This window comes from Roseovarius sp. THAF9, from assembly GCF_009363715.1.
Taxonomy (GTDB): domain Bacteria; phylum Pseudomonadota; class Alphaproteobacteria; order Rhodobacterales; family Rhodobacteraceae; genus Roseovarius.
In genome coordinates this window covers 1,101,601-1,127,423 of the sequence record NZ_CP045404.1, presented here as the reverse complement: position 1 = coordinate 1,127,423, position 25,823 = coordinate 1,101,601, and the positions used below count along the sequence as shown (strand labels likewise).

Here is a 25,823-nt window from a genome sequence, read left to right as displayed (position 1 = left end):
TAGGCCAGACGGCCCGTCGCCGCCTACCTAACCGAAAGTCGTAAGCCCTAGCGCACCCTCCGGTCCGCGGCACATTCCGGATCCATCAACGGCGCAAACCGCGCATCGGCAAAACTTTCGGCACTCAACGCATCCAACCGCTCGTAATTGGCGTCGATGAAATCTATGAATTCCGGCGCGTTCGTCTGGGCCCCCGGCGACTGCGCCACGGCGTGCAGCATGAACACGTCGAACCGGCACAGCCCCACCGGGTTCGACCCCAGGATCGCCCGCATGAACCCTCGCGAACTCCACGGCATCCGGCCCATGTTGACCGGAAATTCCTGCAGCTTTGACACGAACCGCGCGTCGCGGTCGAATTTCAGCACGTCCATCCCGAAGGTGAAGGATTGGAACAACTCTTCCACTAGGATCGAGCGATAGAACTTCCGCTCCAGCTTTCCGGGCGTCGACGGCCCCGGCTGCTTGACCATGATATGCGTGACTTGGCCCAAGTGCCCGAAGAACGTCTGCGCCATCGCCGGCGACATCGCAGCATAATCGCGCCCCCGTGGCAGGCCAAGGCCAAAGGCGCTGTTCATCCAGTCCACATCCTGCGACAGCGCGCTGTTCGGAGGCCGCCCCGAATACAGCCGCAACAACACGACACGCCCCGCGCCACACCCCTGCGCCGTCGAGCCCGCGAACCGCATCGGCAGCGGCTTGCCGTAAATATCTCCGATCAGCCCCCGGAATGCGTTCAGCACCGTGCGGGTCTCGGGGTGCGGCTTCTCGCCCACCACGCACAGCGCCGCGCCCGCCATGTCGCGCCCGTTGATCCGCACCGGGATCGCCATGTCCCGCCCGATCATCGTGGTGCGCAGCTCGTAACTCCAGCCGCGCTGCGCCATGTCCAGATAATCCTCGCGTTGATCCGCCTGCGCGGCCAGCCCGGCAAAGATCAGCATGAAAGCAAGTCGAACGACGCGCATGGCACCTCCCTGAACGCGCAACATAGACCGGTCACGTCGGCGTTTCCACAAATCCCGGCGGTTCCGCGGTCACGTTCGTGCGAAAAGCACCACGCACGCGCATCCGCCGCGTCTTTTGACAGGCCGGTGCCTCGCCTCTATTGCTGGGAAAACCGTCAGGAGAGACCCATGCAAGCCCATTCCGATACCGGCACCGTGATCCCGTCCGACACGTTCGCACTGACCGTCGCCCCCGACGGGACCTGCGAAATCCTCATGCCCGATGGCAGCCCGGACGACGACATGCCCGCAGCGGTTGCCGCCCTGACGGCCGTCTTCATCCGCATGGAAACCGACCCGCATTTCATTCGTGACCAGATCGCGTGGCTCGACGCGCGACCCAACGCCTGAACGCCCCAGAAGGAGCTTTGATGACCCAACTCAAGACCACCGCCGCGCAGATGGTCGCCGACGCCCGCGCGCGCATCGAAGAGGTCGAGACGCCCGACCTCATAGCCGGGGTAAACGACCCCGATCTTGTTATCGTCGACATCCGCGACGTGCGCGAACGCCAGCGCAGCGGCTTCATCCCCGGCAGCGTTCATGCGCCGCGCGGCATGCTCGAATTCTGGGTCGACCCCGAAAGCCCCTATCACCGCGACGTCTTTGCCCAGCCCGGCAAGTGCTACGTGCTGCATTGCGCGTCCGGCTGGCGCTCGGCACTGGCCACGGCCACCCTGCAGGACATGGGGTTCGAGGCGTCGCACCTGCGCGAGGGCTTCTCCACCTGGGCCGACCAGGGCGGCCCGGTCGAATTCCCAGAAGACAAGAAAACCTGATCCACGCGGACCGCGGAACGATCTTCGGCCCCGGCCGCATCCCGCCCCCGTCGGGCCGCCCGGCCTTGCCTCAGATCAGGTCTTCCAACTGCCGCGCCGCCTCGCGCAGGCGCGGCAGGTAAGCCTCCAGGTCCGACAGGCTGCACCGCTGGATCGGAGAGTGCAGCGACAACGTCGTCACCAGCCGGTTCTGATCGTCCCGGATCGGCACCGCAACGGCGGTCATGTCGTCCATGAATTCCTCGTTGTCGGTCGAATAATTCCGCTCCCTGATGCGCGCCAGCTCCGCCATAAGCGCATCCGCGTCGGTCAGCGACCGCTCGGTTCGGCGCGGCATTTCCAGGTTCTGAAGCAAGCGCGACAGCTTGTCGGTACGTAGCGAAGACAGGTACATCTTGCCGCTGGCGGTGCAGTTGAACGGCACCTGCGTGCCCACCGGCAACTGGATGCGCAGCGGCCAGTGCGTCTCGACCCGGTCCAGGTACACCATCCCGTACCGTCCCGGTGCCGCCAGGTTGCAGGTCTCGCCCACATCCTCGGCCAGCGCCTTCATGATCATCAGCCGTTCGGTCCGTATACGCTGCGACGACAACGTGTTGATCGCCAGTGTCCGCAGCCGCTTGCCCGGCCCAAAGGACCGCCCGTCCACGTCCCGCTGCAAATACCCCTCTGCCTCTGCCGTCGCCAGCAACCGGTGCACCGTCGGCTTCGGCAGGCCCAGCGCCGCGACCAGCGTCGACGGCGCCACCGGCACGCCTGCCTTCGCCACCTCCTCCAACAGAACCAGCAGGCGCAGGTTGGTGGGGATCAGGTACTTTCCGTCCTTGGACTGGTCGTCGGGCATGTCACGTCTTTCCTACCTGTTCGGCAACAAGGCCAGCGCAAGTTCGGGGACCATAGACACCAGAACCCAGACACTGATCAAGGCGACAAGATACGGCACGGTATATTTCAGCAGTCTGAAATACGGCACCCCCGTGACGCCGGATGCGACGTAAAGGTTAAGCCCATAGGGCGGCGTAATGAACCCGATCGAAGCGCCCACCAGGAAAATCACCGAAAAATGCACCGGATCGACCCCCACGCTGGCCGCAATCGGCGCCAGAATGGGCGCCAGGATGATCGTCACCGGCAGCGATTCCAGGATCATGCCCGAAAAGAACACGATCAGCATCGCGGTGAACAACACCGGGTAATAGCCGCCCATCGAGGTCAGGAAATCGCCGATCACCTCCTGCGCGCCCAACAGCGACAGGATCTGCTGCATCACCACCGAGATGGCGATGAGCGGCGCGAGGATCCCCGTGATCTGCGCCGACCGCATCACGATGCCCGGAATCTCGGGAATGGTGAACCCTTCGACCACCAGCATCGAGGCATAGGACCGTTCCTCCCACGGCCTGTCGCTCCTGACCCGGAAGACCCGGCTCACCACCCAGCTCAGCAGACCCGCGATGATGCAGAAGCCCACCGTCACGCCTGCCGCCTCGGTCGGAGAGAACTTGCCGGTATAGATGCCCCACAGCACCAGCCCGATGGCAAAGAACCCCAGCCACGCGCCGAACGCCGTCTTCAGCACCCGGTTCAGTTGCAGCGGGATCAAATAGCCCCAGCCGTTCATCCGGCAGATGATCCAGCAGGCGAACTGCATACCGAACACCATCAGCGCGCCGGGCAGGATCCCCGCCACGAACAGGTCCGAGATCGGCAGGTTCATCAAAAAGCCGTAGACGATGAAGATGATCGACGGCGGGATGATGATCCCCACCGTACCACCTGCGGCAGCGGTGGCCGCCGAGAACCGCTCGTCATAGCCGCCCTTCACCATCTCGGGATGCAGCATCGAGCCGATGGTCGCCGTCGTGGCCGAGTTTGAGCCCGAAATGGCCGCGAACAGCCCGCAGGCCCCTAGGCTCGCCATGGCCAGACCGCCGCGTAACCACCCAAGACAGGCATAGGCGAAATCGGACAATCGTCGCGCGATCCCCGACTTGTTGATCAGGTCGCCGGTCAGGATGAACAGCGGCATCGCCAACAGGGCAAACCCCTTGTTGAAGACGTTCAGCAGTTCCGCGCCCAGGTTGTCCAGCGTCAGCTCCAGCACGAAACTGCACCCGATCACCCAGTAAGCGATCACCAGGAACACCGGCACGCCCAGCATGAAAAGGAACGTCACGCCCAATGAGATCAGCGTAATGAGGGTGCCATCGGTCATCACACGTCCCCCCCGATCACGGCCTGCTTGATCAGCGGCCGGCCCGACCGCCAGTTGGAAATATCCTCGAACAGGTTCTGGAACGTCCGCGCCGCCATCAGCAGAAACGCGATGGGCGCGGTGATCAGGAACCACCATTGCAACGTGTTGTCCGTGCCCAGCACGATCTGGAAATTCGACGCCGACAGCGCCGCGGCCCGCGCCGTGGTGACCATCACGATCACCGAGAAAGCGAACCACAGCACTGCGTCCAGCATCAGGCAGGCGAACTGCGCAGGCCGCGGCATCCGGCTGCGGAATTCCGAAAAACTCAGATGGGTGCGCAGCGCCACATTATAAGTCGCCCCGAACCACGCCATGATCATGAACAGCAAGGGCGGGATGGTCGTCGACCACGGCTGCTGGTTGGAAAAGACAAAGCGGTCGATCACGCCCCAGAAGATGATGAACGCCACAGCCAGATAGGCCACCACCATGATCGTGCGCTCCAGGTACCGCTCGACGAAAGGCAGCGCGCGGTACATCCCCGCCAAAGCCAGCCCCCCGACCAACGCCACCGCCGTACCAAGGTACCATGCGGCATCGGCAGTCAGCGCTTCCCGGATCATCCACGCATCGTTCGATGCGACAGCAGAGAAAATTGCTCCCACGTCGGACAAGATCGACATGACGCCCTCCCATTCTCGTAAACTTCCGGCATATTACGCCGGCCCTGACCGCATGTCGCCGGCCACGGGTCCGGGGCCGGCGACATTTTTTCAAGTCAGTCTCAGGATTTCCACCAGCGACGCGGCTCGACATTCTCGGGCAGCATGTCCGCGGGGACCTCGCGCGCGATGTCATAGATCTCCTGGTAGGTGTCGATGCCACCGGCCCAATTGTTCAGGCGCTCGCGCCAGTCGGCCCACAGGTCCGGCTGATATTCCGGCGAACACATTTCCTCGGCCATCTTGATCTGGTCGTCTGCCAAGAACGCGTTGCGCACATTGTTCTCGGCAAAGATCGTGTTCGGCAGTTGCGGGTCCGAGAAGCCGACGGTCTTGACCAATGCCGCCTCGTTCGCCGCCTGCACATGGGTCTGCGCCCAGTAGGCGCTTTCCATCACGGCCTCCTGCAGATGCGCGTCCAGCCCGTCAAAGACGCTCGCGCTCATCGACGTGTGCTCGGTCCCGCAGAAGAACTTGAGGTCGACACACTGGCTGACCACCGGCGCCATGTTGGCATAAGCCACGGCCGAGGCCCAGGTCTCCGCCCCGTCGATCAGGCCCTGCTTCAGCCCGTCCAGCGTCTCTTCCCATGCCACCGGCACCGGGTTCAGGTTCAAGGCATTCATCGCGATCCGGCCCAGCTGCGTGCCCGTGACCCGGTTCTTTGTGCCGAAAAGCTCCTCCAGCTTGGTCACCGTCGGCTTGTCCTCCCACGACAGGCCAAGCTGGATGCCCCGCAATTCGCAATGCGAGAACAGGAATTTCAGCCCGTGCCGTTTCTCCAGCGGGTCGCGCAGGATCCGCTGCGATTCCGGGCTGTACAGAAAGTGGTACTGCGACGCCCGGCCGGGGAACATGTAGGCATAATCCAGAACGTTCAGATAGGGCGCGCCGCCGGCCGAGTTCTGGGTCGACGCGGCATAGATATCGATGATCCCCTGCTGGGTCTTCTCGACACAGCTCAGCTGGCCGCAGATCTGGTTGTTGCCGATGAACTCGACGCGAATCTCGCCGTCCGTGCGGCTTTCAAGGTCACGCGCGAATTCCAGCGCGCCCGCCCGCTCGATCAGCAGGTTCTGCGGGTTGAAACCCGACGCACCGAACTTGAGCGTGTGCTTGGCCTCTTTTGAGAATCGCTTCTCATAGGTCGATTCCGCCGCACGGGCCAGGTTCGCCGACGTCATCGCGCCACCAAAGGCACCCGCCGCCATAAGCGTCGAGCTCATGCCGTAAGTCCCTGCAATCTTGAAAAAATCCCGGCGCGAAACGCCCTTCACTCGATCATAAATTGCCATTTTATCCTCCCATTTTGACAACTTTTGAGACATAACGTTTCAAAAAACACTAGAATAGCTTTCCCGTTCTGCATAGAGTTTTTTCGTGAAGCGGGAGGAAAACTGGTGAATACCGATTACGTGATCGTTGGCGCGGGCTCTGCCGGCTGCGTCGTGGCCAACCGGCTCAGCAAGGACCCCAAGGTGCGCGTCACCCTGCTAGAGGCGGGCCCGCCCGACCGCAATCCGTGGATCCACATCCCCGTCGGTTACTTCAAGACGATGCACAATCCCACCGTCGACTGGTGCTACCGGACGGAACCGGACCCCGGCCTCAACGGTCGCGCCATCGACTGGCCGCGCGGCAAGGTGCTGGGCGGCTCGTCCTCGCTCAACGGGCTTCTCTACGTGCGCGGCCAGCCGCAGGATTACGACCGCTGGCGCCAGATGGGCAACGCGGGCTGGGGCTGGGACGACGTGCTGCCCCTCTTCAAACGGGCCGAGAACAACGAGCGCGGCGCCGACGCGTATCACGGCGACGCCGGGCCGCTGTCCGTGTCCAACATGCGCATCCAGCGCCCCATCTGCGACGCCTGGGTCGCCGCCGCCCAGACGGCGGGCTACCCGTTCAACCCCGATTACAACGGCGCCGAGCAAGAGGGCGTGGGCTATTTCCAGCTCACCACTCGCAACGGCCGCCGCTGCAGCGCCGCCGTGGCCTACCTGCGCCCGATCCGCGACCGCAAGAACCTGAACATCGTCACCCACGCGCAAGTCACCCGCGTGCTGATGGACGGCAAGCGCGTGACCGGCGTCGAATACCGCGACAAGGGCGGGCAACTGCAGACCATCGCCGCGAAACGCGAAGTGATCCTCTCGGGCGGCGCCATCAACAGCCCCCAGATCCTGATGTTGTCGGGCCTCGGCGACCCCGACCACCTAAAGGACAATGGCATTACGCCCCACCACGCCCTGCCCGGCGTGGGCCGCAACCTGCAGGACCACCTGCAAGCCCGCCTTGTGTTCAAGTGCAACGAACCCACTCTGAATGACGAGGTACGCAGCCTCGCCTCGCAGGCCCGCATCGCACTCAAATACGCCCTCTTCCGCGCGGGACCGATGACCATGGCCGCCAGCCTCGCCACCGGATTCCTGAAAACCCGCCCGGACGTGGAAACCCCCGATATCCAGTTCCATGTCCAGCCGTGGTCCGCCGACAGCCCCGGCGAGGGCGTGCATCCCTTCTCGGCCTTCACCATGTCGGTCTGCCAGCTGCGCCCCGAAAGCCGGGGCGAGATCCGCCTGAACGGTCCCGACCCCAGATTGTACCCCAAGATCCACCCCAAGTACCTGTCGACCGACCTCGACTGCCGCACCCTCACCGAGGGCGTCAAGATCGCGCGTCGTATTGCCCGCCATGCGCCCCTGTCGACCAAGATCGCCGAGGAATTCCGCCCCTCGGGCGACCTCGCGATGGACGATGACGCCGCCACGCTCGACTGGGCGCGCAACAACTCGGTCTCGATCTACCATCCCACCGGCACCTGCAAGATGGGCGACGATGCGAACGCTGTGGTCGACGCCCGCCTGCGCGTCCATGGCGTCACGGGCCTGCGCGTGGCCGATTGCTCGATCATGCCCGAAATCGTCTCGGGCAACACCAACGCCCCCGCGATCATGATCGGAGAGAAATGCGCCGACCTCGTGCTAAAAGACGCCTGAACCCGCCGACCTGGCAATAAAAGGGACAACGCCCTACGCGCCACCCCGTCCCGGGCCTGACCCGGGACCTCAACCTCAGGGTGTCTCAAAGCCCACGCTTTCCGGAAATCACCGCCATCAGGCCATCGGTTTGAAAGACGGCGTCCGGGACCTATGCTATCTCCCTGACATGGCGAACAAGAAATCCCGTCTGGAATACTGGCGCGAAACCAGCCCGATCGACATCCTGCGGGACATCGGCAGCTTCTTCTATTTCGCCATGCGCCGCTTCGTGAATGACGGCCTGACCCAGGCGGCGGGCGCGCTCACCTACTCCACCCTGCTGGCCCTCGTGCCGCTTCTCGTCATCGCCTTCGCCGTGCTCTCGGGCTTTCCCGCCTTCGATCCGGTCAAGATCCGCATGCAGGAGATGTTCTTCGGCATCCTCATCCCCGAGGTCGGCTCGGACGTGCGCACCTACATCTCGGATTTCACCAGCAATGCCAGCGACTTGACGGTTGCGGGCATCATCGCCCTGCCGGTCACCGCCGTGCTACTTCTGTCCACCATCGAGGCCACGCTCAACAGCATCTGGCGGGTCGCCCGGCCCCGCCCCCTGCTCGTGCGCCTGCTGACCTTCTGGGCGGTGCTGACCATGGGCCCGCTCCTGATCGGGGCCAGTTTCACCCTGACCACCGACGTCATGCGCCCGCTTCAGGACTGGGCCAAGGACACGGGCTACCTGCCCTCGCTCAACCTGCGCTCGGACTGGCCGCGCGAAGCGCTCGCGCTGATCAACACGACCATCGTCTTCACCCTGCTCTACTGCGTCGTGCCCGCCGTGCAGGTCAAGGTCCGCAACGCGCTCATCGGCGGCGCCTTCGCGGCGGTGGCCTTCCAACTGCTGCAATGGGGCTTCAACACTTTCGTTACCTCCTCGGCAACCTACTCCACGATCTACGGCGCCGTCGCGGTGTTCCCGATCTTCCTGATCTGGATCTATTCCTCCTGGACGGTGATCATCCTCGGCGCCGTGCTCACCGCGTCCTTCCCCGACTGGTGGCGCCGCCGCGACTCGCTTTCGGGCACAGCCCTGACGCCCGCCGAAACGCTGCAAGTCGCCGTCGCCCTTCTTGCCGCGCTGGTCCGGCTGGCGCCGAAAGGCCAGTCGCTCAGCCAGGACGACCTGGCCGAGGCCGTGCCGCTGCTGTCCCGCGACACCACGCTCGAGGCTCTGCTCGAAGCCAATTACATCGTCGAAACAGAGGACGGCCAACTTTGCCTCTCGCGCGATCTGCACCGCGTCACCGTGGCTGAACTGGCCCGCGACATCGGACTCAGCCTCGGGCGTACCCGCGATATCAGCGACCGCCCCTCGCTGGAACAAGTGGCCGGCACCACCGGCACCCTGCCCGACCTGCTGACCCGCCTGCGCGAGGCCGAGGACGACATTTTAGACCACTCCGTCGCCTCGGTCATCGCCGGAAAACCGCCCGAGCCGGACGAAACCTCGGGCGCGATCAAGCTCTACTGATGTAAACCCGTCCCGGACCTGATCCGGGACCTCCCCCGATCACGTCCCGCGCCTACCCCTTGGGCCGCTTCACCTTCATCCGCTCCATGTCGTCCGTGATGGGGATGAACTCGTCCGTATCTCCGGGCGGCAGCTTGAACGGCCCGCCGTCCCAATCCGCCGCCTTCCACGCGTCCTTCGCCGCCTCGATCTTCTCGACATCGGACGACACGAAATTCCACCAGATATACCTTGGCCCGTTGAAAGTCTCACCGCCCAGCGCCATCACCCGCGCGCCCTGCGGTCCTGCCTTCACGCTCATCCGGTCGCCCGGTCGGAACACCATCATCCGGCCTGCCTCGAACACCTCGCCCGCGATCTCCACGCTGCCTTGCGTCACGTAGAGCCCCCGATCCTCGTGCTCATCCGGCAACGGAAAAGTGGCCCCCGGCGCCAGCACCGCATCGGCATAGAAGATCTCGGATTGCATCGTCACAGGGCTTCTCTCGCCCCATCCCGTCCCCAGGATCAGACGCACCTCCGCCCCGCCATCGTTCAGGAACGGCAGCGCCGCCTCCTTGTGATGCTCGAAATCCGGTGCCATGTCCTCGCGGTCCTCCGGCAAGGCAATCCATGTCTGGATTCCGAACAGGTTATGGCGCGTGCCCCGCGTCTCTTCGCTGGTTCGCTCCGAATGGGTCACGCCCTGCCCCGCCAGCATCCAGTTCACCTCGCCGGGATAGATCATCTGGTGCGTGCCCAAACTGTCGCGATGCTCGAACTCGCCCTGGTACAGATACGTCACCGTCCCGAGGCCGATATGCGGATGCGGCCGCACGTCGATCCCGCTTTCGGTGATGAACTCCGCCGGCCCCATCTGGTCAAAAAAGATGAACGGGCCCACCATCTGCCGCTCGGGGCTGGGCAGCGCGCGGCGCACCTCGAAACCGCCAAGATCCCGCGCGCGCGGGATGATAAGCGTCTCTATCCCGTCCAGCCCACCGGCATCGCGGCAATCTGGGTTCTGCGTCGGGTTCCAGCTCATTTCGCTCTCCTCATTCAGGTCAAGTGACGCGCCAGCGCCTGCACTTCCTCGGGCCGTATCTCGTGCCCGCCGTCATGGATCACCGTCTCGACTTCCGCGCCCTGCGCCGCCAGCCACTCGATCAGCCGCGCACTCAATGGCCACGGACAGATCGGATCCTGCCGCCCCGCCGTGACAAGCACATGTCGCCCGCCCAGTCCCGCGACCGGCTCCGGCTCCCACGGGATCAGCGGATGCAGCAGCCCCACCCGGTCAAACAGGTCCGGCCGCGCCATCATCACCGAGGCCAGTATATTCGCCCCGTTGGAATAGCCGAAGCCATATGTGGCCACGCCCGGATATTCGGCTTTCTGCGCCTCGACGAAGCGCACCATTGCTTGCGTGCGACGCGCAAGGTCGTCCATGTCATAGATCCCCTCGCCAGTGCGCCGGAAAAACCGCGCCGCGCCCTGTTCCGAGACGTCCCCTCGGGGCGATACGATCCCCGCCTTCGGGTTCACCTGCCGGACAACGTCAAAGAACTGCGTCTCGTCCCCGCCCGTGCCGTGAAAGGCAAAGACCAGCGGCGCGCCCGCGTCGGGCGCCCGCGTCTTTGCATGGTACAGATCCAGCGCCATCGCCCTACTCCACCAACTGCGGCAGATGCGCCTCGATCTTCGCACGGTGCGGCTCGTAGCGGTCCGGCAGCTTCAGCGCCGAACCAAGGTTCGCCGTATCCTCGTCCCGGTCGAACCCGGGCTCGTTGGTGGCCACCTCGAACAGCACACCGCCCGGCGTGCGGAAATAGATCGACCAGAAATAGTCGCGGTCGATCACCGGCGTCACGTCATACCCTGTGTCCACCAGCCGCTTGCGCACGTCCAGCTGCGTCGCCCGGTCCTCGACCGAGAACGCGATATGATGCACCGATCCCGCGCCTTGGTGGGCCGGTTTGGCGCTCGGCGCCTCCTGCAGGTCGATCGTGTCGGCGGCATTGCCGCCCTCGACCACATACCGCGTCAGGTCGCCTTGGGTGTCCATTTTCTGATACCCCATGAAGCGCAAGAGTTCGCCCGTCGCATCCGCGTCCCGCAGCGCAAACCGCGCGCCATGAAAGCCAAGGATCGCGGCACTTTCCGGCACATCCGCACCCGTCCAGGGCGTGCGCCCGCGCACATCCGTCTCGACCAGCGCAAAGCCGTCGCCATCTGGCCCGTCAAAACCCAGCCGCTTCTCGCCAAAGGCTTCGCCCTCGGCCAGCCCGGTCACGCCTGCGGCGGCCAGCCGGTCTTTCCAATAGCCCAGCGCGCCATGCGGCACCGCGAATTCAGTCACGCCCACTTCGCCCACGCCCCGCGTGCCGCGCGGCATCTGGCCAAAGGGAAAGGTCGTCATCACCGCTCCCGGCGTACCCACTTCGTCGCCGAAATAAAGGTGATAGACCTCCGGCGCGTCGAAATTCACCGTGATCTTGACCCGGCGCAATCCCAGCACCTTGGTAAAGAACGCGTTGTTGTCATTGGCATCGCCCGCCATCGACGTCACGTGATGCAGGCCCTTGATCTCGGTAATCATCCTGTCGCCCTTTCGGTTGAGGAACTGTTACCGTGCAATCTGGGGCAAAGCCCCTCGCAGGGGAATAGCAACAAACTTGCATAGACTATTGCAAAAAGTGCAATAGTATTGCCATGCAGGATATCAAACCCATCCGCGTCTTCCTCGAAGTGGCCGAGCGGCGCAGCTTCGCCGCCGCCGCCCGCGCGCTCGACATGACCCCCTCCAGCGTCACGCGGATCGTGGCAAAGCTCGAAGACAGCCTCCGCCAGCAACTCCTGTTGCGCACCACCCGCAAGGTCTCGCTCACCGATGCGGGCGCGGTGGTGGCGGCCCGCTACCGCCCTCTTCTGGCCGAGCTTGACGCCACCACCGATGCGCTCATGCACGCGGCCCATCCCGACGCGGGCCGCCTGCGCCTCAACGCGCCCATGTCCCTGGGCCTGCGCCTGATGCCCGGCCTGATCGCCGCCTTCCGCGACGCCTATCCCCGGATCGACCTCAGCGTCACCCTCACCGACCGTTTCGTCGACATCATCGAAGACCCCTATGACCTGTCGATCCGCATTTCCGGCCCGCCTGTGGACAAATCCACCATCTGGCGCAAGATCTGCGAGGTGCCGCGCCACGCCGTCGCCGCCCCGTCGCTCTTTGCCGACGCCGCCGCGCCCACCGATCCCGCCGACCTGCCGCGTGACCTGTGCCTCTCCTACAGCGCCACCGGCACGCCAGAGACGTGGGAGTTCACACGCGAGCAGGCCCATCGCAGCGTGCAGGCGGGCAGCAGCCTCATTACCAACAACGGCGACCTGCTCTACCAGATGGCCCGCCACGGCACAGGCATCACCGTGCTGCCCGACTTCCTCGTGGCCGACGGGCTGGCATCGGGCGAGGTCACGATCCTTATGCCCGAGTGGCAGGTCAGCCCGCTCTGGCTCACGCTTTTCTACCCGCCCTACGAGGCGTTTCCCCCGCTGGTGGCCACATTCACCACCTTCTTCGAGGACTATATCCGCCGCACCGCACCGGTCTTCTTCCGCTTCACCTGATAAGGCCCTGCACAAAAATCCAGCAGTTCCGGCGCCTTAGCCCAATGCACTCAGCGCCCGGCAACGCACTATCTTGCCAGCTTCGCGCCTGCCTGCTTCTATGAAACGCCGGAGGTGAACATGGCATCAGATCCTTTCTTCGACGAAATGTGGGGCACCACTCAGGCCCTGCGCGACCCCTATGCCAGTTTCCATGACTGGTTCGAGTCCGAGGACCCCGCCCGCCTGCGTGCCAAGCAGCGCGAATGCGAGGACCTTTTCCGTCTCACCGGCATCACCTTCAACGTCTATGGCCGCGCCGAGGCCGAGGAACGGCTGATCCCCTTCGACATCATCCCGCGCATCCTGTCGGGCAATGAATGGTTCAAGCTGTCGCGCGGCATCGAACAGCGCGTGCGCGCGATCAATGCCTTCCTGCACGACATCTACCACAAGCAGGAAATCGTGAAGGCCGGGCGTCTGCCCGCCGAGATGATCGCCAAGAACGACGCCTTCCTGCCCCACATGATCGGGGTCGAACCGCCCGGCAGCGTCTACACCCATATCGTCGGAATCGACGTGGTCCGCACCGGCCCGGGCGAGTTCTTCGTGCTCGAGGACAACGCCCGCACCCCCTCGGGTGTCAGCTACATGCTGGAAAACCGCGAAACCATGCTCCAGATGTTCCCCGAGCTGTTTTCGCGCAACCGCGTCCAGCCGGTGCAGAACTATCCCACCAACCTGCGCCGCTCGCTCGCCGCCTGCGCCCCCGCGGGCACCAAGGACGCGCCCGTGGTGGCCGTGCTGACACCGGGCATCTACAACTCCGCCTATTTCGAACACGCCTTTCTGGCCGACCAGATGGGCGTCGACCTTGTCGAGGGCCACGACCTGCGCGTGGTCGATGGCCGCGTCGCCATGCGCACCACCCGCGGCTACACCCCCATCGACGTGCTCTACCGCCGCGTCGATGACGACTTTCTCGACCCGCTCAATTTCAACCCCGACAGCCAACTGGGTGTGGCGGGCATCATGGATGTCTACCGCGCCGGTGGCATCACCATCGCCAATGCGCCGGGCACCGGCATCGCCGACGACAAGGCGATCTATTCCTACATGCCCGACATCGTCGAGTTCTACACCGGCGAACAGCCCTTGTTGCCCAACGTGCCCACCTGGCGCTGCTCCGAAGCCGACGACCACGCCTATGTCCGCGAACACCTCGCCGAACTGGTGGTGAAAGAGGTCCACGGCTCCGGCGGCTACGGCATGCTCGTCGGCCCCGCCGCGTCGAAAAAGGAAATCGCCGACTTCGCGAAAAAGCTCGACGCCAAGCCCTCGAACTACATCGCCCAGCCCACGCTCAGCCTGTCGACCGTTCCCACTTTCACGAACAAGGGCCTCAGCCCGCGCCACGTGGACCTGCGCCCCTTCGTGCTGGTCAATCCCGACGGCATCCAGATCACCCCCGGCGGGCTGACGCGCGTCGCGCTCAAGAAAGGCTCGCTGGTGGTGAACTCGTCGCAGGGCGGCGGCACCAAGGACACCTGGGTGCTGGAGGACTGATGCGATGCTAGGCAAAACCGCAAACGGCCTCTTCTGGCTCTTCCGCTACCTCGAACGGGCCGAAAACACCGCTCGCCTGATCGAGACCGGCCAGCGCATCGCGCTGACCCGCATGGGCGACAGCGCGGCGGAGTGGCGCTCGGTCCTGCAATCCGCCGGCGTCTGGCCCGCTTTCGAGGCGGCCAAGGGCGAGGTCACCAAGGAAGCCGCGATCAACTGGCTTCTGCGCGATCGCAACAACGGGTCATCCGTCTATTCCTGCATCTGCGCCGCGCGCCAGAACGCGCGGCTCGTGCGCACCGCCCTCACCGGCGACATGTGGGAGGCGATCAACAGCGCGTACATGTACGCCCAGGAAAACCTTGCCCGCCAAGTGGCTGAACGCGACCTGCCCGGCTGCCTGCGCACCCTGCGCCAGCATACATCCCTGGTGCGCGGCATGACCCACGGCACCATGCTGCGCGGCGAACGCTATGATTTCGCCCGGCTTGGCACCTTCCTCGAACGCGCCGACAACACCGCGCGCATCCTCGACGTGAAATACTATGTCCTGCTGCCGTCGGCCCGCGCCGTGGGCTCGGCGCTCGACAACGTGCAATGGGAAACCATCCTGCGCTCGGTCGCGGCGCGCGGCGGCTTCCGCATGGAATACGGCGCCGACTCTGGCCCTCGCGACATCACCCATTTCCTGATCCTTGACCAGCGCCTACCCCGCAGCCTCGCCTTCTGCGCCGCCCAGCTTCAGGAAAACCTGCGCAGCCTCAATGCCGGCAACGCGCATCCTTCTGAGGCCATGAAGAAGCTCGACTTCATCAACCGCAAGTACCTCGCCCACGAGGTCGACGCGATCTTCGACTACGGTCTGCACGAATTCATCACCGAGATCATCGCCCTCCTCGCCGACCTCGCGCAGGAGATTGAACGCGAATACCGCTTCTACGAGTGACCCACACCCATGCACCTGCATATCAAGCACATCACCCGCTACCACTTTTCCGGCCCCGTGACCTACGGCTTGCAGCAGTTGCGCAAAACGCCCAAGACCACGCGATCCCAACAGGTCCTGAACTGGACAACCGGGGTGGAAAACGGTCGCAAGGAGCTCGACTTTCACGACCACCACAACAACGCGGTCGAACTGATCAGCTTCGACCGCGACACGTCCGAGCTCACCGTCAGCAGCGAGGGCGAGGTCGTGCTCGAAGATGTCAGCGGCGTGATCGGACGGCACCTCGGCCCCGCGCCGCTCTGGCTCTATGAACAGCCCACCAAGCGGACCGAAGCCAAATCCGGCGCCCGCGCCCTCATCCGCAAGGTCGACGAGCCCGACCCGCTCGATCGCCTGCACGCGCTCAGCCAGACGATCCGCGACAGCGTGGCCTTTCAGGTCGGCGCGTCCGAGCCCAGCTGGTCCGCCGAGGAAGCGATCAGCCACGGCAAGGGCGTCTGCCAGGACCACACTCATATCTTTCTGGCCTGCGCCCGCGCGATGGGCTTTCCCGCCCGCTACGTCTCGGGCTACCTGATGCTCGACGACCGCACCGCGCAGGAGGCGATGCACGCCTGGGCCGAGGCGCATGTCGACGCGCTCGGCTGGGTCGGCTTCGACATATCCAACGGAATTTCGCCCGACACACGCTACGTCCGCGTTGCAACGGGCCTCGATTACGCCGATGCTGCGCCCATCACAGGCACCAGAATCGGCGGGCCCGAGGAACGTCTCGAGGTCGAGATCGACGTCACCCAACAATAGCGAAGGACGGGCATGACATATTGCGTGGGAATGGTTCTCGACCGGGGCCTCGTGTTCATGTCCGACACTCGCACCAATGCCGGGCTGGACAACATCTCGACCTTCAAGAAGCTCACAAGCTGGGAAAACCCCGGCGAGCGGATGATCACGCTACTGTCCGCAGGCAACCTCGCCACCACGCAATCCGTCATCAGCCTGCTGGACGAGCGCGCCAAGTCCCCCGGTGACCGCACGCCGTCCCTGCTGGGCGTGCCCTCGCTGTTTCAGGCCGCGCGCATGGTCGCCGACACCCTTCGCGAGGTGATCGAGCGCACCGGCGAATCCGGCCAGCGCGCCGAAGGCACGTTCAACGCCACCATCATGCTGGGCGGCCAGATCGCCGGCAGCCCGCCGCGCCTCTTCCTGATCTACCCCGAGGGCAATTTCATCGAGGCCGGCGACGACACGCCCTTCTTCCAGATGGGCGAAACCAAGTACGGCCGCCCCATCCTCGTGCGCGCCTTCGACCCCGCGCTCGGTTTCGAAGCGGCGATGAAGCTCCTGCTTGTCAGCTTCGACTCCACGCTCAAGGCCAACCTGACCGTGGGCGCGCCCTTCGATTACCACATCTACGAAACCGATAGCCTGACGATCGGCCAGACCGGCCGGATCGAGGCCGACAGTCCTTATTTCCAGGCCGTCTCCGAGGGCTGGGGCGAGGCCCTGAAAAACGCGCTCGACAGCCTGCCCGACGTCGATTTGTCAGAACTCGGTTAACCGAACGAACCCGCTCTTTTTGCGGCGACATCTCAATGTATTCTACGACTCTGTCGTCGCCTTTTCGCGGATGGCATTCCGTCTTAGCAGCAGCGCCGTGCCGAACGCCAGCGCCGCCGTGGCCAGAAACATCGGCACCGCGCCAAAGGCCGAAGATGCCCAGCCCGCCACGGCGGGCCCCAATATGTTGCCCACGGCGGTGATCAACAGCGCCGCGGTAAAGCTTAGCGAAGGCAGGTCGGGAAAGAGTTCCTCCGACCAGAACGACAGGACCGCGCTGATCATCATCACGAATATCCCCTGCAAGCCTGCCGAGACGATCACGCCGGCCCACGATGTCGGCACCCAGGCGAGCAGCGCAAGCGATAGCGCTGTACTGATCGACAGCGCGCGCAAAAGCCAGGTCAGGCCAATCACGGATTTGATCCGCGCCGTCAAAAGTCCAAGCAGCCCGAACGCACCGTAGGCACAGAAAACGATTGCCCCGCTGCCCGCCGACGGCAGGCCGGCAAGTCCGCCCTGCTCGGCCACCCGGTCTGCAGCGAAGGTCACGTATATGCCATTCGTCAGACCGAAGCACAGAGCAACCCCGTAAAGCGGTATCGCCGAGCGCGTGAAAAGCTCGTGCCACTTTCGCGCGGGCAACTTGCCCGCAGGCTCTACCGTGTCGGACAGAGCAAAGATGTTGGCAAGCGTCGCAGCCCCCGCACCGACGGCGAAAACCGTCCAGACGACCCGCCATCCAAAGCCCGACAGGGCGACCAGCAACGCCAGACCGCCCGCCAGCAGCACCCCCACCGCGGTGCCAGAGCTGATGGCCGCCAGGGCCTCAGGCCGGTCACGTTCATACAAAACCCGTTGCGCCGCGTTGTTGAACGGCGTCCAGGAAAAACCGGCGCTGGCACTGGCAAGCGATACACCGACGGCAAGCACGATGGCATCCGGGGCCAGTGCTACCGTTGTCAGGCCGACCGTGGCAAAAACCATGCCGCAGATGACAGGCACGCGCGGCCCCGCCAGCGCAATCAATTTGTAGGAACAGCCAAGGCTGATCAGAAATGCGGCAAAGCCCAGGCTCGAGATCAGGCCTGCCATACCGGTCGAGATCGAGAACGTCTCGCGAAACTGCGGCAAGAACAGGCCAAAGCCCACCCGCGCCGGCCCAAAGGCGATGGCAGTGGCCGCCGAACCGGCCGAGGCGATACGCGTCAGCGTCTGCAAATCCGTCCTCCGATCTCTGGTCTTAGAACAGATGGGCTGTCGTTACGTTCCTCTAATTCTGACGCGGCGCAGAAGAGACCCACGCAATGCCACGTGCATCGATCTTCTAAGGGTCACGACCGAACCGGCCTTCCCCTGCCGCGTCGGCAGCGGCACCGACCCTGCCAATCCGGTTGAAACCCCCCGGTAGAAATGCACATTCAGGGACAAGGAAAAGAAAAGGACGATCCCAATGCTGCCCGAGACGATGAAAACCGTGGAAATGCGCGAACCCGGCAAACCCGAGGTGCTGGAGATGGGCGAACGCCCCGTCCCCGAACCCGCGCCGTCCGAGGTGCTCATCAAGGTCACCGCCACGGGCGTCAACGGCCCCGACCTCGTTCAGCGTCGTGGCCACTACCCGCCGCCCAAGGGGGCCTCCGACCTTCTGGGGCTCGAGGTCTCGGGCCAGGTCGCCGCCGTGGGCGACAACGTGACCGGCTGGGCCGTGGGTGATGCGATCTGCGGGCTGACCAATGGCGGCGGCTATGCCGAATACGTGGCCGTCGACGCCACCCATTGCCTGCCCATCCCCAAGGGCATGGACCAAACCGACGCGGCCGGAATCTGCGAGACCTATTTTACCGTCTGGTCCAACCTCTTTCTCGACATGCCTCCGGCCCCGAACGACCTGCTCTTGGTCCATGGCGGCGCCGGCGGTATCGGCTCTACCGCGATCCAACTGGGCCGCGCTCTGGATATGCGCGTCTTCACCACCTGCACCGGCAAGGATGACGCCGATTACGTGACGCAACTCGGGGCCGAACGCGCCATCGATTTCAAGACAGAGGATTTCGTGCCCATCGTCCGCGAGGCCGGCGGCGCCAATCTCATCCTCGACATCATCGGCGGCGATTACGTGGCGCGCAACATCAAGGCCGCCCATGCCGATGCCCGCATCGTGCAACTCGCGTTCAACGGCGGCTCGAAGATGGAAATCGACCTGATGCCTGTGATGCTCAAGCGGCTCACCTACACCGGGTCCACCCTGCGGTCACGTCCCGACACGTTCAAGACCCGCGTCGCGCAGGATCTCTTGGAAAAAGTCTGGCCGCTTCTGGCCGAGGGCACGGTCGGCACCTACACCCACAAGGTCTTTCCCTTTGAGGAGGCGACAGAGGCGCACGAGCTGATGGAGTCCGCCACCCACCGCGGCAAGATCCTGCTCCGCCCCTGAGACCCGACGGACGGGCCAAGACTTTTGAAGAAAAAGTCTTGGCAAAAGTCTTCTAAAGACTTTTACAGCGCGCGTTCCGTAAAATCGGGCGGATCCTGAAATGCGCACCGACGCGGTGCCTCCAGTGATACCGACGCGATACCGACGTGCCATTTTCGAAGAATCCCGCACCGTTAACCTGATCCAACACGAGAAAGGGCGGCGCATCGCCTGCGCCGCCCTTGACCTTCAATCACCTTTAATTTTTCGGTGATATCCCTTGTTTTACTCGCCGGTAATCGACGCGGCGCCGACCTTTTCGATCAGCTTCTCATGCGCGACCTTCTGGTTAGCGTGGAACGTGGCGAGGTCTTCGCCCTTCATCATCGTTTCGCAGGTCAGGCCGTCGGACTTGCAGAACGCCTGCCATTCCTCGCTGTCGAACAGCTCCTGGAACAGGTTCGTGTACCATTCCACCGCTTCCGGATCCATGTCCGGCGGGCCGTTGACCGAGCGCTGCATGTAGTACTCGATCTCCACGCCCAGTTCCTTGGCTGTCGGCACGTCCGGGAAGGCCGGCATGCGTTCGGCGGTGAACTGCACCAGCGGCTTGGTGTTGCCCGCGCGGAAGAACTCCATCTGCTCGGCGGGGTTGTTCACCGTGCTGTCGATCTGGTTGCCCACCAGGTTCTTGGCCACCGTGCCGCCACCCGGGAACGGGATGTAGGTCACATCATAGCCGAACTCGGCTTCCATCATCGCGGTCAGAACGCTGTCTTCCTGCCCCGATCCGGTGCCGCCGACCTTCCAGTCCTTGCCCGCCTCGGACACCGTCGCGTTGAAGCTGTCGAGATCGGTGATGTCCTCGCGGTCGGTGTTGACCCACAGCAGGAACGTGTCCATCGCCATCAGGCCGATCGGCGTGAACTCGGTCACGTCGACGCCCAGGTCCTCCTGGATGATCGGCGTGGTGTAGAAGCTGTTCAGCGTCATCATGACCGTGTGGTTGTCGCCGGCCTTGTCCTGCAGGTAACGCAGTGCCTCGGCGCCCGAGCCGCCCGGCTTGTTGATCGGAATGAACGGCCGCGGGCTCAGGTCCTTTTTCTGGATCAGGCCCTGCAGCAGGCGCGCGATCTGGTCAGCGCCACCGCCAGTGCCGGCCATGATGATGAACTCGACCGGTTTGCGCGGCTGCCATTCCGCCAGCGCCGCCGGCGCCGTCAACGCCAGCGCCGATGCGCTCGCAACGAGTAGTTTAAACGTTTTCATGGTTATCCTCCCAGTTATTTTTCCGGTATGTCCGGACTTGAGCCGATCCTCCTAATCAGCCGGCGATGCATGCGATAGTATTTAATTGCATACAGAAACCGATGCGCGAAATAAAATTGCGCGCTACGGCAACAAATAACATGTCTGGACCGTTTGCAAGGATTTCTTGGCTGACGCCAAAGCACAGCTGCGGGTACTAAGCAAATCCGCGCGAGAATTTCAAAAAATATTATTTTGAAATAAAGGCTTAAAGAGCGAGGCTTGCGCACCACCTTAAGTAGTGCGCAAAGGACGGGCCGCAGATCGGCCCGCCCGCAACGGCGCGCAGTTACTGAGCAGCAACCTTCTGTGGGTCACCCACAGCGCCGCTATCGAGCACCGCCTGCAGTTCGTCGCCGTCATAGCCCAGCACATCGCGCAGGATCTCCACCGTGTGCTCTCCCAGAAGCGGCGAGCGGGTCACGTCCACCGGGCTGTCGCTCAGCTTGATCGGGCAGCCCACCGACGCATATTTGCCGCGCTTGGGATGATCCACGTCCACGATCGTGCCCGTCGCCCGCAGGCCATCGTCCTCGATCAACTCCTTGGTCGACAGGATCGGGCCCACCGGGATGTTCAGCGGGTTGCAGATGTCCATCACCTCGAACTTCGTCTTGGTCATGGTCCACTCCTCGATCGCGCCGAAGATCTCGTTCAGCTTGTCCAGACGCTCGGGCGGCGTGGCATAGCCCTCGGCCGTCTTCCACTCCGGCTTGCCGATCACGTCGCAGATCTGCTCCCACACCGCGGCCTGGGTGATGAAGTAGGTGTACGCGTTGGGGTCCTCCTCCCAGCCTTTGCACTTCAGGATCCGCCCCGGCTGGCCACCGCCAGAGTCGTTGCCCGCGCGCGGCGTCGCCTCGCCGAACTCGATGCCCTCGCCATACTGGCTGTATTCCTTCAGGGGCCCCGCCTCCAGCCGCTGCTGGTCGCGCAGCTTGACGCGGCAGAGGTTCAGCACCCCGTCCTGCATCGGCGCCAGTACCTTCTGGCCACGGCCCGTGCGCTCGCGCTGGAAGAGCGCCGTCATGATGCCGAGCGCGAGATGCAGGCCCGTGCCCGAGTCGCCGATCTGCGCGCCGGTCACCAGCGGTGGACCATCGCGGAAACCCGTGGTCGAGGCCGAGCCGCCCGCGCATTGCGCCACGTTCTCGTAGACCTTGCAATTCTCGTAATTGCCGGGGCCGAACCCCTTGACCGAGGCCATGATGATCTTTGGATTGATCTCCTGGATCCGCTCCCAACTGAAGCCCATGCGATCCAGCGCGCCGGGCGCGAAGTTCTCGACCAGCACGTCACATTCCTCGATCAACCGGGTCAGCACCTGCTTGCCGGTCTCGTTCTTCGAGTTCAGCTCGATCGAACGCTTGTTGTGGTTGAGCATGGTGAAATACAGGCTGTCCGCGCCCGGCACATCCACCAGCTGCTGGCGCGTGGCATCGCCCACGCCCGGCCGCTCCACCTTCAGAACATCCGCCCCGAACCACGCCAGAAGCTGCGTGCAGGTCGGTCCAGACTGAACATGCGTGAAGTCCAGAATCTTGATGCCGTCCAATGCTTTCATCAGGTCAATCCTCCTTGTTTTTCGTGATGCCTGCGCGGGTCCAGACCTCGCGCACGTGGTCGTGAAGGCGCATCGTGTGGTCGCGCACGCGGGCCTCCGCAAGGTCCGCATCGCGCGCCTCCAGACCCTCGATGATTTCCATGTGATCTGCCACCGATTGCGGCACACGGTCCTCCTCGGCCATGGACCGGCGCCGCACCGCGTGCATGTGCACGAACAGGTTTTCTGCCATGCGAGCCAGCAACTCGCAGCCGGAGATTTCGAGGATTTTCTGGTGAAAGCGAATGTTGTCGTCGGAATACTCCGCAATATCCGCTCCGCTCTTGGACACCGAGTATTTCATTGCGATGGTCCGCAGGCTGGCGATCTGGCGGTCCGTGGCGGTGTCACAGGCCAGCCGTGCCGCCATGCTTTCCAGCGCCGCCCAGGCAATGATCATTTCCAGAATGTCCGACAGCGTCTTACGCTGCACGAATATGCCTCGGCGCGGGCGCACCTCCAGCAGGCCTTCCTGCTCCAGCCGCACCAGCACCTCGCGCAGCGGCGTGCGCGACACGCCCAACTGTTCGGCGAGGCCGCGTTCGTCCAGCCGCAGGTCGACATCATCGGAATAGATGTCCATTTCGAGGATCGCCTCGCGCATGCGGTTGTAGATGTGGTCCTTGAGAGTGACCGATGTATCGATCGGATTGAGTTTCATGGCAGCGTACCGGGGTGAGTCGTTAAGTTCGCGATCTGGTATACCACAAACCAGCATGGTGCAACGACTATAATTTGCGGATGCAGCGAAAGGCGTCGACGCCGTCTGGAACGCACACCGCCAACCGACCGCCAAAAGCAAAAAGGCCGGGAAACCCCGGCCCTTTTTCGATACTTCGAGTGATCGCGGTCTATTCTGCCGCCACAGCCTCTTCTGCCTTTTCCACCCGCACGGCCGAGTATTTGAACTCGGGGATCTTTCCGTAGGGGTCGATAGCCGGATTCGTCAGAATGTTCGCAGCCGCCTCGACATAGGCAAATGGCATGAACACCATGTCCGGCGCAATCGCCCGGTCGGCACGTGCCATCACATCAATCGATCCGCGCTTGGTGGAGATGCGCACCATGCCGCCCGGCTCGACCCCCAGCTTGCGCAGGGTCGAGGGGTGCAACGAACAGTTGGCCTCGGGTTCCACCGCATCCAGAACGCTGGACCGACGGGTCATCGACCCGGTATGCCAGTGCTCCAGCTGCCGGCCCGTGGTCAGGACCATCGGATACTCCGCATCCGGCAGATCGTCGGGCGGGATCACGCTGGCCGGGGTGAACCGGGCGCGCCCCTCGGGCCGCGGGAAGGCATCGCCGAACACCACGGCCTGACCGGGGTCCTCAGGGCTGAGCGACGGATAGGTGACCGCCTCGCGTTCCAGCCGTTCCCAAGTGATGTTGTCGAGACTGCGCATGTTGATCGCCATCTCGTTGAACACCTCCGACGGATCGGTGTACGTCCAGTTCAGGCCGCATCGCTTGGCCAGTTCGACCTCGATCCACCAGTCCTCTTTCGCCTCGCCCGGCGGCGGCACCGCCTGGCGCAGCATCTGGACGGTCCGGTTGGTGTTCGACACCGTGCCGGATTTCTCGTAAAGCGCCGAGGCTGGCAGGATCACGTCGGCATAGTTGGCCGTCTCGGTGATGAAGATGTCCTGCACCACAAGGTGATCCAGCATCGCCAGCGCGTCGCGGGCATGTTCCACGTCCGGGTCGCTCATCGCCGGGTTCTCACCCAGAACGTACATCGCCTTGATATGACCCTCGTGAACGGCGTCCATGATCTCGGTGACCGTCAAGCCTTTCTCGTTGCTGAAGTCACCCGACTCCCAGACCTCTGTGAATGCCTTGCGCACCCCGTCATCCGTAACCGACAGGTAGTCGGGCAGGAACATCGGGATCAGGCCCGCATCAGACGCGCCCTGCACGTTGTTCTGGCCCCGCAGCGGGTGCAGACCCGTGCCCGGACGACCCACATGGCCGCACATCAGCGCCAATGAGATCAGGCAGCGGGAATTGTCCGTGCCGTGGATGTGCTGGCTGACGCCCATGCCCCAGAAGATCATGCCGGACTGCGCCGTGGCGAATTCACGCGCCACGTCGCGCAGTGTCTCGGCGGGAATGCCGCACAGTTCTTCCATCTTCTCGGGCGGGAACTGCGCCAGATGCGCCTTTTCGGCCTCCCAGTTCTCGGTGAACGCCTCGATATACTGCTGGTCGTAGAGCTCCTCCTCGACGATCACATGCATGATCGCGTTCAGCATGGACACGTCCGCGCCCGGCTTGAACTGCAGCATATGGCTGGCGAACCGCTTCATGCCCTGCCCACGCGGATCCATCACGATCAGCTTGCCACCGCGCTTGGTGAATTGCTTGAAATAGGTGGCCGCAACCGGATGGTTTTCCGTCGGGTTGGCCCCGATGATGATCGCCACGTCGGCATTCTCGATCTCGTTGAAGGTCGCGGTCACGGCCCCCGAACCGACGTTTTCGATCAGCGCCGCCACCGAGGAGGCGTGGCACAACCGCGTGCAATGGTCCACGTTGTTGTGGCCAAAGCCTTGGCGGATGAACTTCTGGAACAGGTACGCCTCTTCGTTGGTGCATTTCGCACTGCCGAAGCCGGCCACCTCGCGGCCACGACCCTTCAGGCCATTTGCCGCCGCATCCAGCGCCTCGTCCCACGAGGCTTCACGGAAGAAGTCCTGCCAGTTGTCGGGATCGACGTTCAGCCCCTTGGCCGGCGCGTCGTCACGCCGGATCAGCGGCTTGGTCAGGCGATGCGAATGGTGGATGTAGTCGTAGCCGAACCGGCCCTTGACACACAGGCGGCCTTCGTTCGCGGGGCCATTGATGCCCTCGATATATTTCACCTTGTCGTCCTTGACCTTCAGGCTGATCTGGCAACCCACGCCGCAGAAGGCGCAGACGCTGTCGACCTCGCGGTCATAATCGGCGCTGTCACCCACTTGGGCGTCATCCACCACAGTAGACGGCATCAGCGCACCGGTCGGGCAGGCCTGCACACATTCGCCACAGGCCACGCAGGTGCTTTCGCCCATCGGATCGTCGAAATCGAACACCGGGAAGCTGTCATGCCCGCGACCGGCCATGCCGATCACGTCATTGACCTGCACTTCACGGCAGGCGCGGACGCACAGGTTGCATTGGATGCAGGCATCCAGGTTGACGCTCATCGCTACATGGCTGTCGTCCAGCAGCGGCACGCGGTCCTGTTCCAGCTTGGGAAAGCGGCTTTCCGATACGCCGGCCAGCTCTGCCATGTCCCAAAGGTGGCTGGACTTGTCATGCGCCTTTTCCGGCTCGGGCTGGTCGGCGATCAGCATCTCCATCACCATCTTGCGCGCGGTTTCCGCCCGGCTCGAATTGGTGGTGACGTTCATGCCGTCGCTGGCTTCACGAATGCAGGATGCAACGAGATTGCGCTCGCCTTCCACCTCGACCATGCAGGCGCGGCAGTTGCCATCTGGGCGGTACCCGGGCGCGGGCTTGTGGCACAGGTGCGGAATCTTCAGACCCCGTCCATTGGCCACCTCCCAGATGGTCATGCCCTTTTCGGCTTCGACTTCCTTGCCATCGAGTGTGAACTTGATCTTGTCGGTCATGT

23 protein-coding genes are annotated in these 25,823 nt (G+C 63.7%); 10 read left to right on the top strand and 13 right to left on the bottom strand.

Features of this window, described 5'->3' with window-relative positions; genetic code table 11:
- Nucleotides 1–47: 47 nt before the first annotated feature.
- Nucleotides 48–971: a hypothetical protein gene (locus FIU86_RS05505; RefSeq protein ID WP_152474152.1), complete on the bottom strand. Its 924-nt coding sequence runs from the start codon at nucleotides 969–971 to the stop codon at nucleotides 48–50.
- A 168-nt stretch (nucleotides 972–1,139) separates the two neighbouring features.
- Here FIU86_RS05505 and FIU86_RS05500 point away from each other — a divergent pair, with 168 nt between their 5' ends.
- Both FIU86_RS05500 and FIU86_RS05495 read left to right on the top strand, forming a co-directional pair.
- On the top strand, nucleotides 1,140–1,361 hold the full coding sequence (locus FIU86_RS05500; protein WP_152474151.1) for a hypothetical protein: 222 nt from the start codon (nucleotides 1,140–1,142) through the stop codon (nucleotides 1,359–1,361).
- Nucleotides 1,362–1,381: 20 nt separating this feature from the next.
- Nucleotides 1,382–1,789 carry a rhodanese-like domain-containing protein gene (locus tag FIU86_RS05495; RefSeq protein ID WP_152474150.1) on the top strand — a complete coding sequence of 136 codons (408 nt, stop codon included), beginning with the start codon at nucleotides 1,382–1,384 and terminating at the stop codon, nucleotides 1,787–1,789.
- Nucleotides 1,790–1,859: 70 nt separating this feature from the next.
- Here the strand turns inward: FIU86_RS05495 and FIU86_RS05490 are convergent, their stop codons facing one another.
- From FIU86_RS05490 to FIU86_RS05475, 4 genes are all read right to left on the bottom strand, one after another.
- Nucleotides 1,860–2,633 (bottom strand): IclR family transcriptional regulator, encoded by a 774-nt coding sequence (locus FIU86_RS05490; RefSeq protein WP_152474149.1) that lies wholly within the window; start codon nucleotides 2,631–2,633, stop codon nucleotides 1,860–1,862.
- Between the two features lie 12 nt (nucleotides 2,634–2,645).
- Nucleotides 2,646–4,004: a TRAP transporter large permease gene (locus tag FIU86_RS05485; protein WP_152474148.1), complete on the bottom strand. Its 1,359-nt coding sequence runs from the start codon at nucleotides 4,002–4,004 to the stop codon at nucleotides 2,646–2,648.
- Nucleotides 4,004–4,672: a TRAP transporter small permease gene (locus FIU86_RS05480; protein ID WP_152474147.1), complete on the bottom strand. Its 669-nt coding sequence runs from the start codon at nucleotides 4,670–4,672 to the stop codon at nucleotides 4,004–4,006. Before FIU86_RS05480 ends, FIU86_RS05485 begins: the two co-directional genes overlap by 1 nt.
- A 101-nt stretch (nucleotides 4,673–4,773) precedes the next feature.
- Entirely contained in the window at nucleotides 4,774–6,006 is a 1,233-nt protein-coding gene (locus tag FIU86_RS05475) for a TRAP transporter substrate-binding protein (RefSeq protein WP_152474146.1), read from the bottom strand.
- A 105-nt stretch (nucleotides 6,007–6,111) separates the two neighbouring features.
- Between FIU86_RS05475 and FIU86_RS05470 the strand changes: the two genes are divergently transcribed.
- Both FIU86_RS05470 and FIU86_RS05465 read left to right on the top strand, forming a co-directional pair.
- On the top strand, nucleotides 6,112–7,707 hold the full coding sequence (locus FIU86_RS05470) for a GMC family oxidoreductase (protein WP_152474145.1): 1,596 nt from the start codon (nucleotides 6,112–6,114) through the stop codon (nucleotides 7,705–7,707).
- 130 nt (nucleotides 7,708–7,837) lie between these two features.
- Nucleotides 7,838–9,220 (top strand): YihY family inner membrane protein, encoded by a 1,383-nt coding sequence (locus tag FIU86_RS05465; RefSeq protein ID WP_172977437.1) that lies wholly within the window; start codon nucleotides 7,838–7,840, stop codon nucleotides 9,218–9,220.
- A 52-nt stretch (nucleotides 9,221–9,272) separates the two neighbouring features.
- Here FIU86_RS05465 and FIU86_RS05460 read toward each other — a convergent pair whose 3' ends face one another.
- From FIU86_RS05460 to FIU86_RS05450, 3 genes are read right to left on the bottom strand one after another with little or no spacing between them, the layout of a single operon-like run.
- Entirely contained in the window at nucleotides 9,273–10,244 is a 972-nt protein-coding gene (locus FIU86_RS05460) for a pirin family protein (protein WP_152474143.1), read from the bottom strand.
- A gap of 14 nt (nucleotides 10,245–10,258) precedes the next feature.
- Nucleotides 10,259–10,861, bottom strand: a complete 603-nt coding sequence (locus tag FIU86_RS05455; RefSeq protein WP_152474142.1) for an alpha/beta hydrolase — start codon at nucleotides 10,859–10,861, stop codon at nucleotides 10,259–10,261.
- Between the two features lie 4 nt (nucleotides 10,862–10,865).
- Nucleotides 10,866–11,798, bottom strand: a complete 933-nt coding sequence (locus tag FIU86_RS05450) for a ring-cleaving dioxygenase (RefSeq protein WP_152474141.1) — start codon at nucleotides 11,796–11,798, stop codon at nucleotides 10,866–10,868.
- A 113-nt stretch (nucleotides 11,799–11,911) separates the two neighbouring features.
- Here FIU86_RS05450 and FIU86_RS05445 point away from each other — a divergent pair, with 113 nt between their 5' ends.
- From FIU86_RS05445 to FIU86_RS05425, 5 genes are all read left to right on the top strand, one after another.
- On the top strand, nucleotides 11,912–12,826 hold the full coding sequence (locus FIU86_RS05445; RefSeq protein ID WP_152474140.1) for a LysR family transcriptional regulator: 915 nt from the start codon (nucleotides 11,912–11,914) through the stop codon (nucleotides 12,824–12,826).
- A gap of 120 nt (nucleotides 12,827–12,946) precedes the next feature.
- A complete protein-coding gene (locus tag FIU86_RS05440) occupies nucleotides 12,947–14,371 on the top strand; it encodes a circularly permuted type 2 ATP-grasp protein (protein ID WP_152474139.1) in 1,425 nt (474 codons plus the stop codon).
- A 4-nt stretch (nucleotides 14,372–14,375) separates the two neighbouring features.
- On the top strand, nucleotides 14,376–15,317 hold the full coding sequence (locus FIU86_RS05435) for an alpha-E domain-containing protein (protein ID WP_152474138.1): 942 nt from the start codon (nucleotides 14,376–14,378) through the stop codon (nucleotides 15,315–15,317).
- A gap of 9 nt (nucleotides 15,318–15,326) precedes the next feature.
- Nucleotides 15,327–16,124 carry a transglutaminase family protein gene (locus FIU86_RS05430; RefSeq protein WP_152474137.1) on the top strand — a complete coding sequence of 266 codons (798 nt, stop codon included), beginning with the start codon at nucleotides 15,327–15,329 and terminating at the stop codon, nucleotides 16,122–16,124.
- 12 nt (nucleotides 16,125–16,136) lie between these two features.
- Complete coding sequence (locus tag FIU86_RS05425; RefSeq protein WP_172977436.1) at nucleotides 16,137–16,880, top strand: peptidase; 744 nt, start codon at nucleotides 16,137–16,139, stop codon at nucleotides 16,878–16,880.
- A gap of 42 nt (nucleotides 16,881–16,922) precedes the next feature.
- Here the strand turns inward: FIU86_RS05425 and FIU86_RS05420 are convergent, their stop codons facing one another.
- Entirely contained in the window at nucleotides 16,923–18,101 is a 1,179-nt protein-coding gene (locus FIU86_RS05420) for an MFS transporter (RefSeq protein WP_152474136.1), read from the bottom strand.
- Between the two features lie 232 nt (nucleotides 18,102–18,333).
- On the opposite strand from FIU86_RS05420, the gene FIU86_RS05415 reads away from it, so the two are divergent.
- On the top strand, nucleotides 18,334–19,317 hold the full coding sequence (locus FIU86_RS05415) for an NAD(P)H-quinone oxidoreductase (RefSeq protein ID WP_152474135.1): 984 nt from the start codon (nucleotides 18,334–18,336) through the stop codon (nucleotides 19,315–19,317).
- A 264-nt stretch (nucleotides 19,318–19,581) separates the two neighbouring features.
- Here the strand turns inward: FIU86_RS05415 and FIU86_RS05410 are convergent, their stop codons facing one another.
- The 4 genes from FIU86_RS05410 to fdhF all read right to left on the bottom strand — a co-directional run bounded on the left by FIU86_RS05410 (nucleotide 19,582) and on the right by fdhF (nucleotide 25,821).
- Nucleotides 19,582–20,565: a tripartite tricarboxylate transporter substrate binding protein gene (locus FIU86_RS05410; RefSeq protein ID WP_152474134.1), complete on the bottom strand. Its 984-nt coding sequence runs from the start codon at nucleotides 20,563–20,565 to the stop codon at nucleotides 19,582–19,584.
- A 328-nt stretch (nucleotides 20,566–20,893) separates the two neighbouring features.
- Nucleotides 20,894–22,168, bottom strand: coding sequence for a formyl-CoA transferase (gene frc / locus FIU86_RS05405; protein WP_152474133.1), 1,275 nt, complete (start codon nucleotides 22,166–22,168; stop codon nucleotides 20,894–20,896).
- A 4-nt stretch (nucleotides 22,169–22,172) separates the two neighbouring features.
- The gene (locus FIU86_RS05400; protein ID WP_152474132.1) at nucleotides 22,173–22,868 is read right to left on the bottom strand and encodes a GntR family transcriptional regulator; all 696 of its coding nucleotides are present in this window, start codon (nucleotides 22,866–22,868) and stop codon (nucleotides 22,173–22,175) included.
- A 190-nt stretch (nucleotides 22,869–23,058) separates the two neighbouring features.
- Nucleotides 23,059–25,821: a formate dehydrogenase subunit alpha gene (gene fdhF, locus FIU86_RS05395; protein ID WP_152474131.1), complete on the bottom strand. Its 2,763-nt coding sequence runs from the start codon at nucleotides 25,819–25,821 to the stop codon at nucleotides 23,059–23,061.
- Nucleotides 25,822–25,823: the final 2 nt, after the last annotated feature.

Excerpts from the sequence above, each read along its gene's own strand:
- FIU86_RS05430 (WP_152474137.1), top strand. The coding sequence starts at position 15,327 with ATGCACCTGCATATCAAGCACATCACCCGCTACCACTTTTCCGGCCCC.
- FIU86_RS05480 (WP_152474147.1), bottom strand. The coding sequence starts at position 4,672 with ATGTCGATCTTGTCCGACGTGGGAGCAATTTTCTCTGCTGTCGCATCG.
- FIU86_RS05490 (WP_152474149.1), bottom strand. The coding sequence starts at position 2,633 with ATGCCCGACGACCAGTCCAAGGACGGAAAGTACCTGATCCCCACCAAC.
- FIU86_RS05460 (WP_152474143.1), bottom strand. The coding sequence starts at position 10,244 with ATGAGCTGGAACCCGACGCAGAACCCAGATTGCCGCGATGCCGGTGGG.
- frc (WP_152474133.1), bottom strand. The coding sequence starts at position 22,168 with ATGAAAGCATTGGACGGCATCAAGATTCTGGACTTCACGCATGTTCAG.
- FIU86_RS05410 (WP_152474134.1), bottom strand. The coding sequence starts at position 20,565 with ATGAAAACGTTTAAACTACTCGTTGCGAGCGCATCGGCGCTGGCGTTG.
- FIU86_RS05445 (WP_152474140.1), top strand. The coding sequence starts at position 11,912 with ATGCAGGATATCAAACCCATCCGCGTCTTCCTCGAAGTGGCCGAGCGG.
- FIU86_RS05400 (WP_152474132.1), bottom strand. The coding sequence starts at position 22,868 with ATGAAACTCAATCCGATCGATACATCGGTCACTCTCAAGGACCACATC.
- FIU86_RS05440 (WP_152474139.1), top strand. The coding sequence starts at position 12,947 with ATGGCATCAGATCCTTTCTTCGACGAAATGTGGGGCACCACTCAGGCC.
- FIU86_RS05500 (WP_152474151.1), top strand. The coding sequence starts at position 1,140 with ATGCAAGCCCATTCCGATACCGGCACCGTGATCCCGTCCGACACGTTC.
- FIU86_RS05485 (WP_152474148.1), bottom strand. The coding sequence starts at position 4,004 with ATGACCGATGGCACCCTCATTACGCTGATCTCATTGGGCGTGACGTTC.
- FIU86_RS05475 (WP_152474146.1), bottom strand. The coding sequence starts at position 6,006 with ATGGCAATTTATGATCGAGTGAAGGGCGTTTCGCGCCGGGATTTTTTC.
- FIU86_RS05455 (WP_152474142.1), bottom strand. The coding sequence starts at position 10,861 with ATGGCGCTGGATCTGTACCATGCAAAGACGCGGGCGCCCGACGCGGGC.
- fdhF (WP_152474131.1), bottom strand. The coding sequence starts at position 25,821 with ATGACCGACAAGATCAAGTTCACACTCGATGGCAAGGAAGTCGAAGCC.
- FIU86_RS05505 (WP_152474152.1), bottom strand. The coding sequence starts at position 971 with ATGCGCGTCGTTCGACTTGCTTTCATGCTGATCTTTGCCGGGCTGGCC.
- FIU86_RS05425 (WP_172977436.1), top strand. The coding sequence starts at position 16,137 with ATGACATATTGCGTGGGAATGGTTCTCGACCGGGGCCTCGTGTTCATG.
- FIU86_RS05415 (WP_152474135.1), top strand. The coding sequence starts at position 18,334 with ATGCTGCCCGAGACGATGAAAACCGTGGAAATGCGCGAACCCGGCAAA.
- FIU86_RS05450 (WP_152474141.1), bottom strand. The coding sequence starts at position 11,798 with ATGATTACCGAGATCAAGGGCCTGCATCACGTGACGTCGATGGCGGGC.
- FIU86_RS05435 (WP_152474138.1), top strand. The coding sequence starts at position 14,376 with ATGCTAGGCAAAACCGCAAACGGCCTCTTCTGGCTCTTCCGCTACCTC.
- FIU86_RS05495 (WP_152474150.1), top strand. The coding sequence starts at position 1,382 with ATGACCCAACTCAAGACCACCGCCGCGCAGATGGTCGCCGACGCCCGC.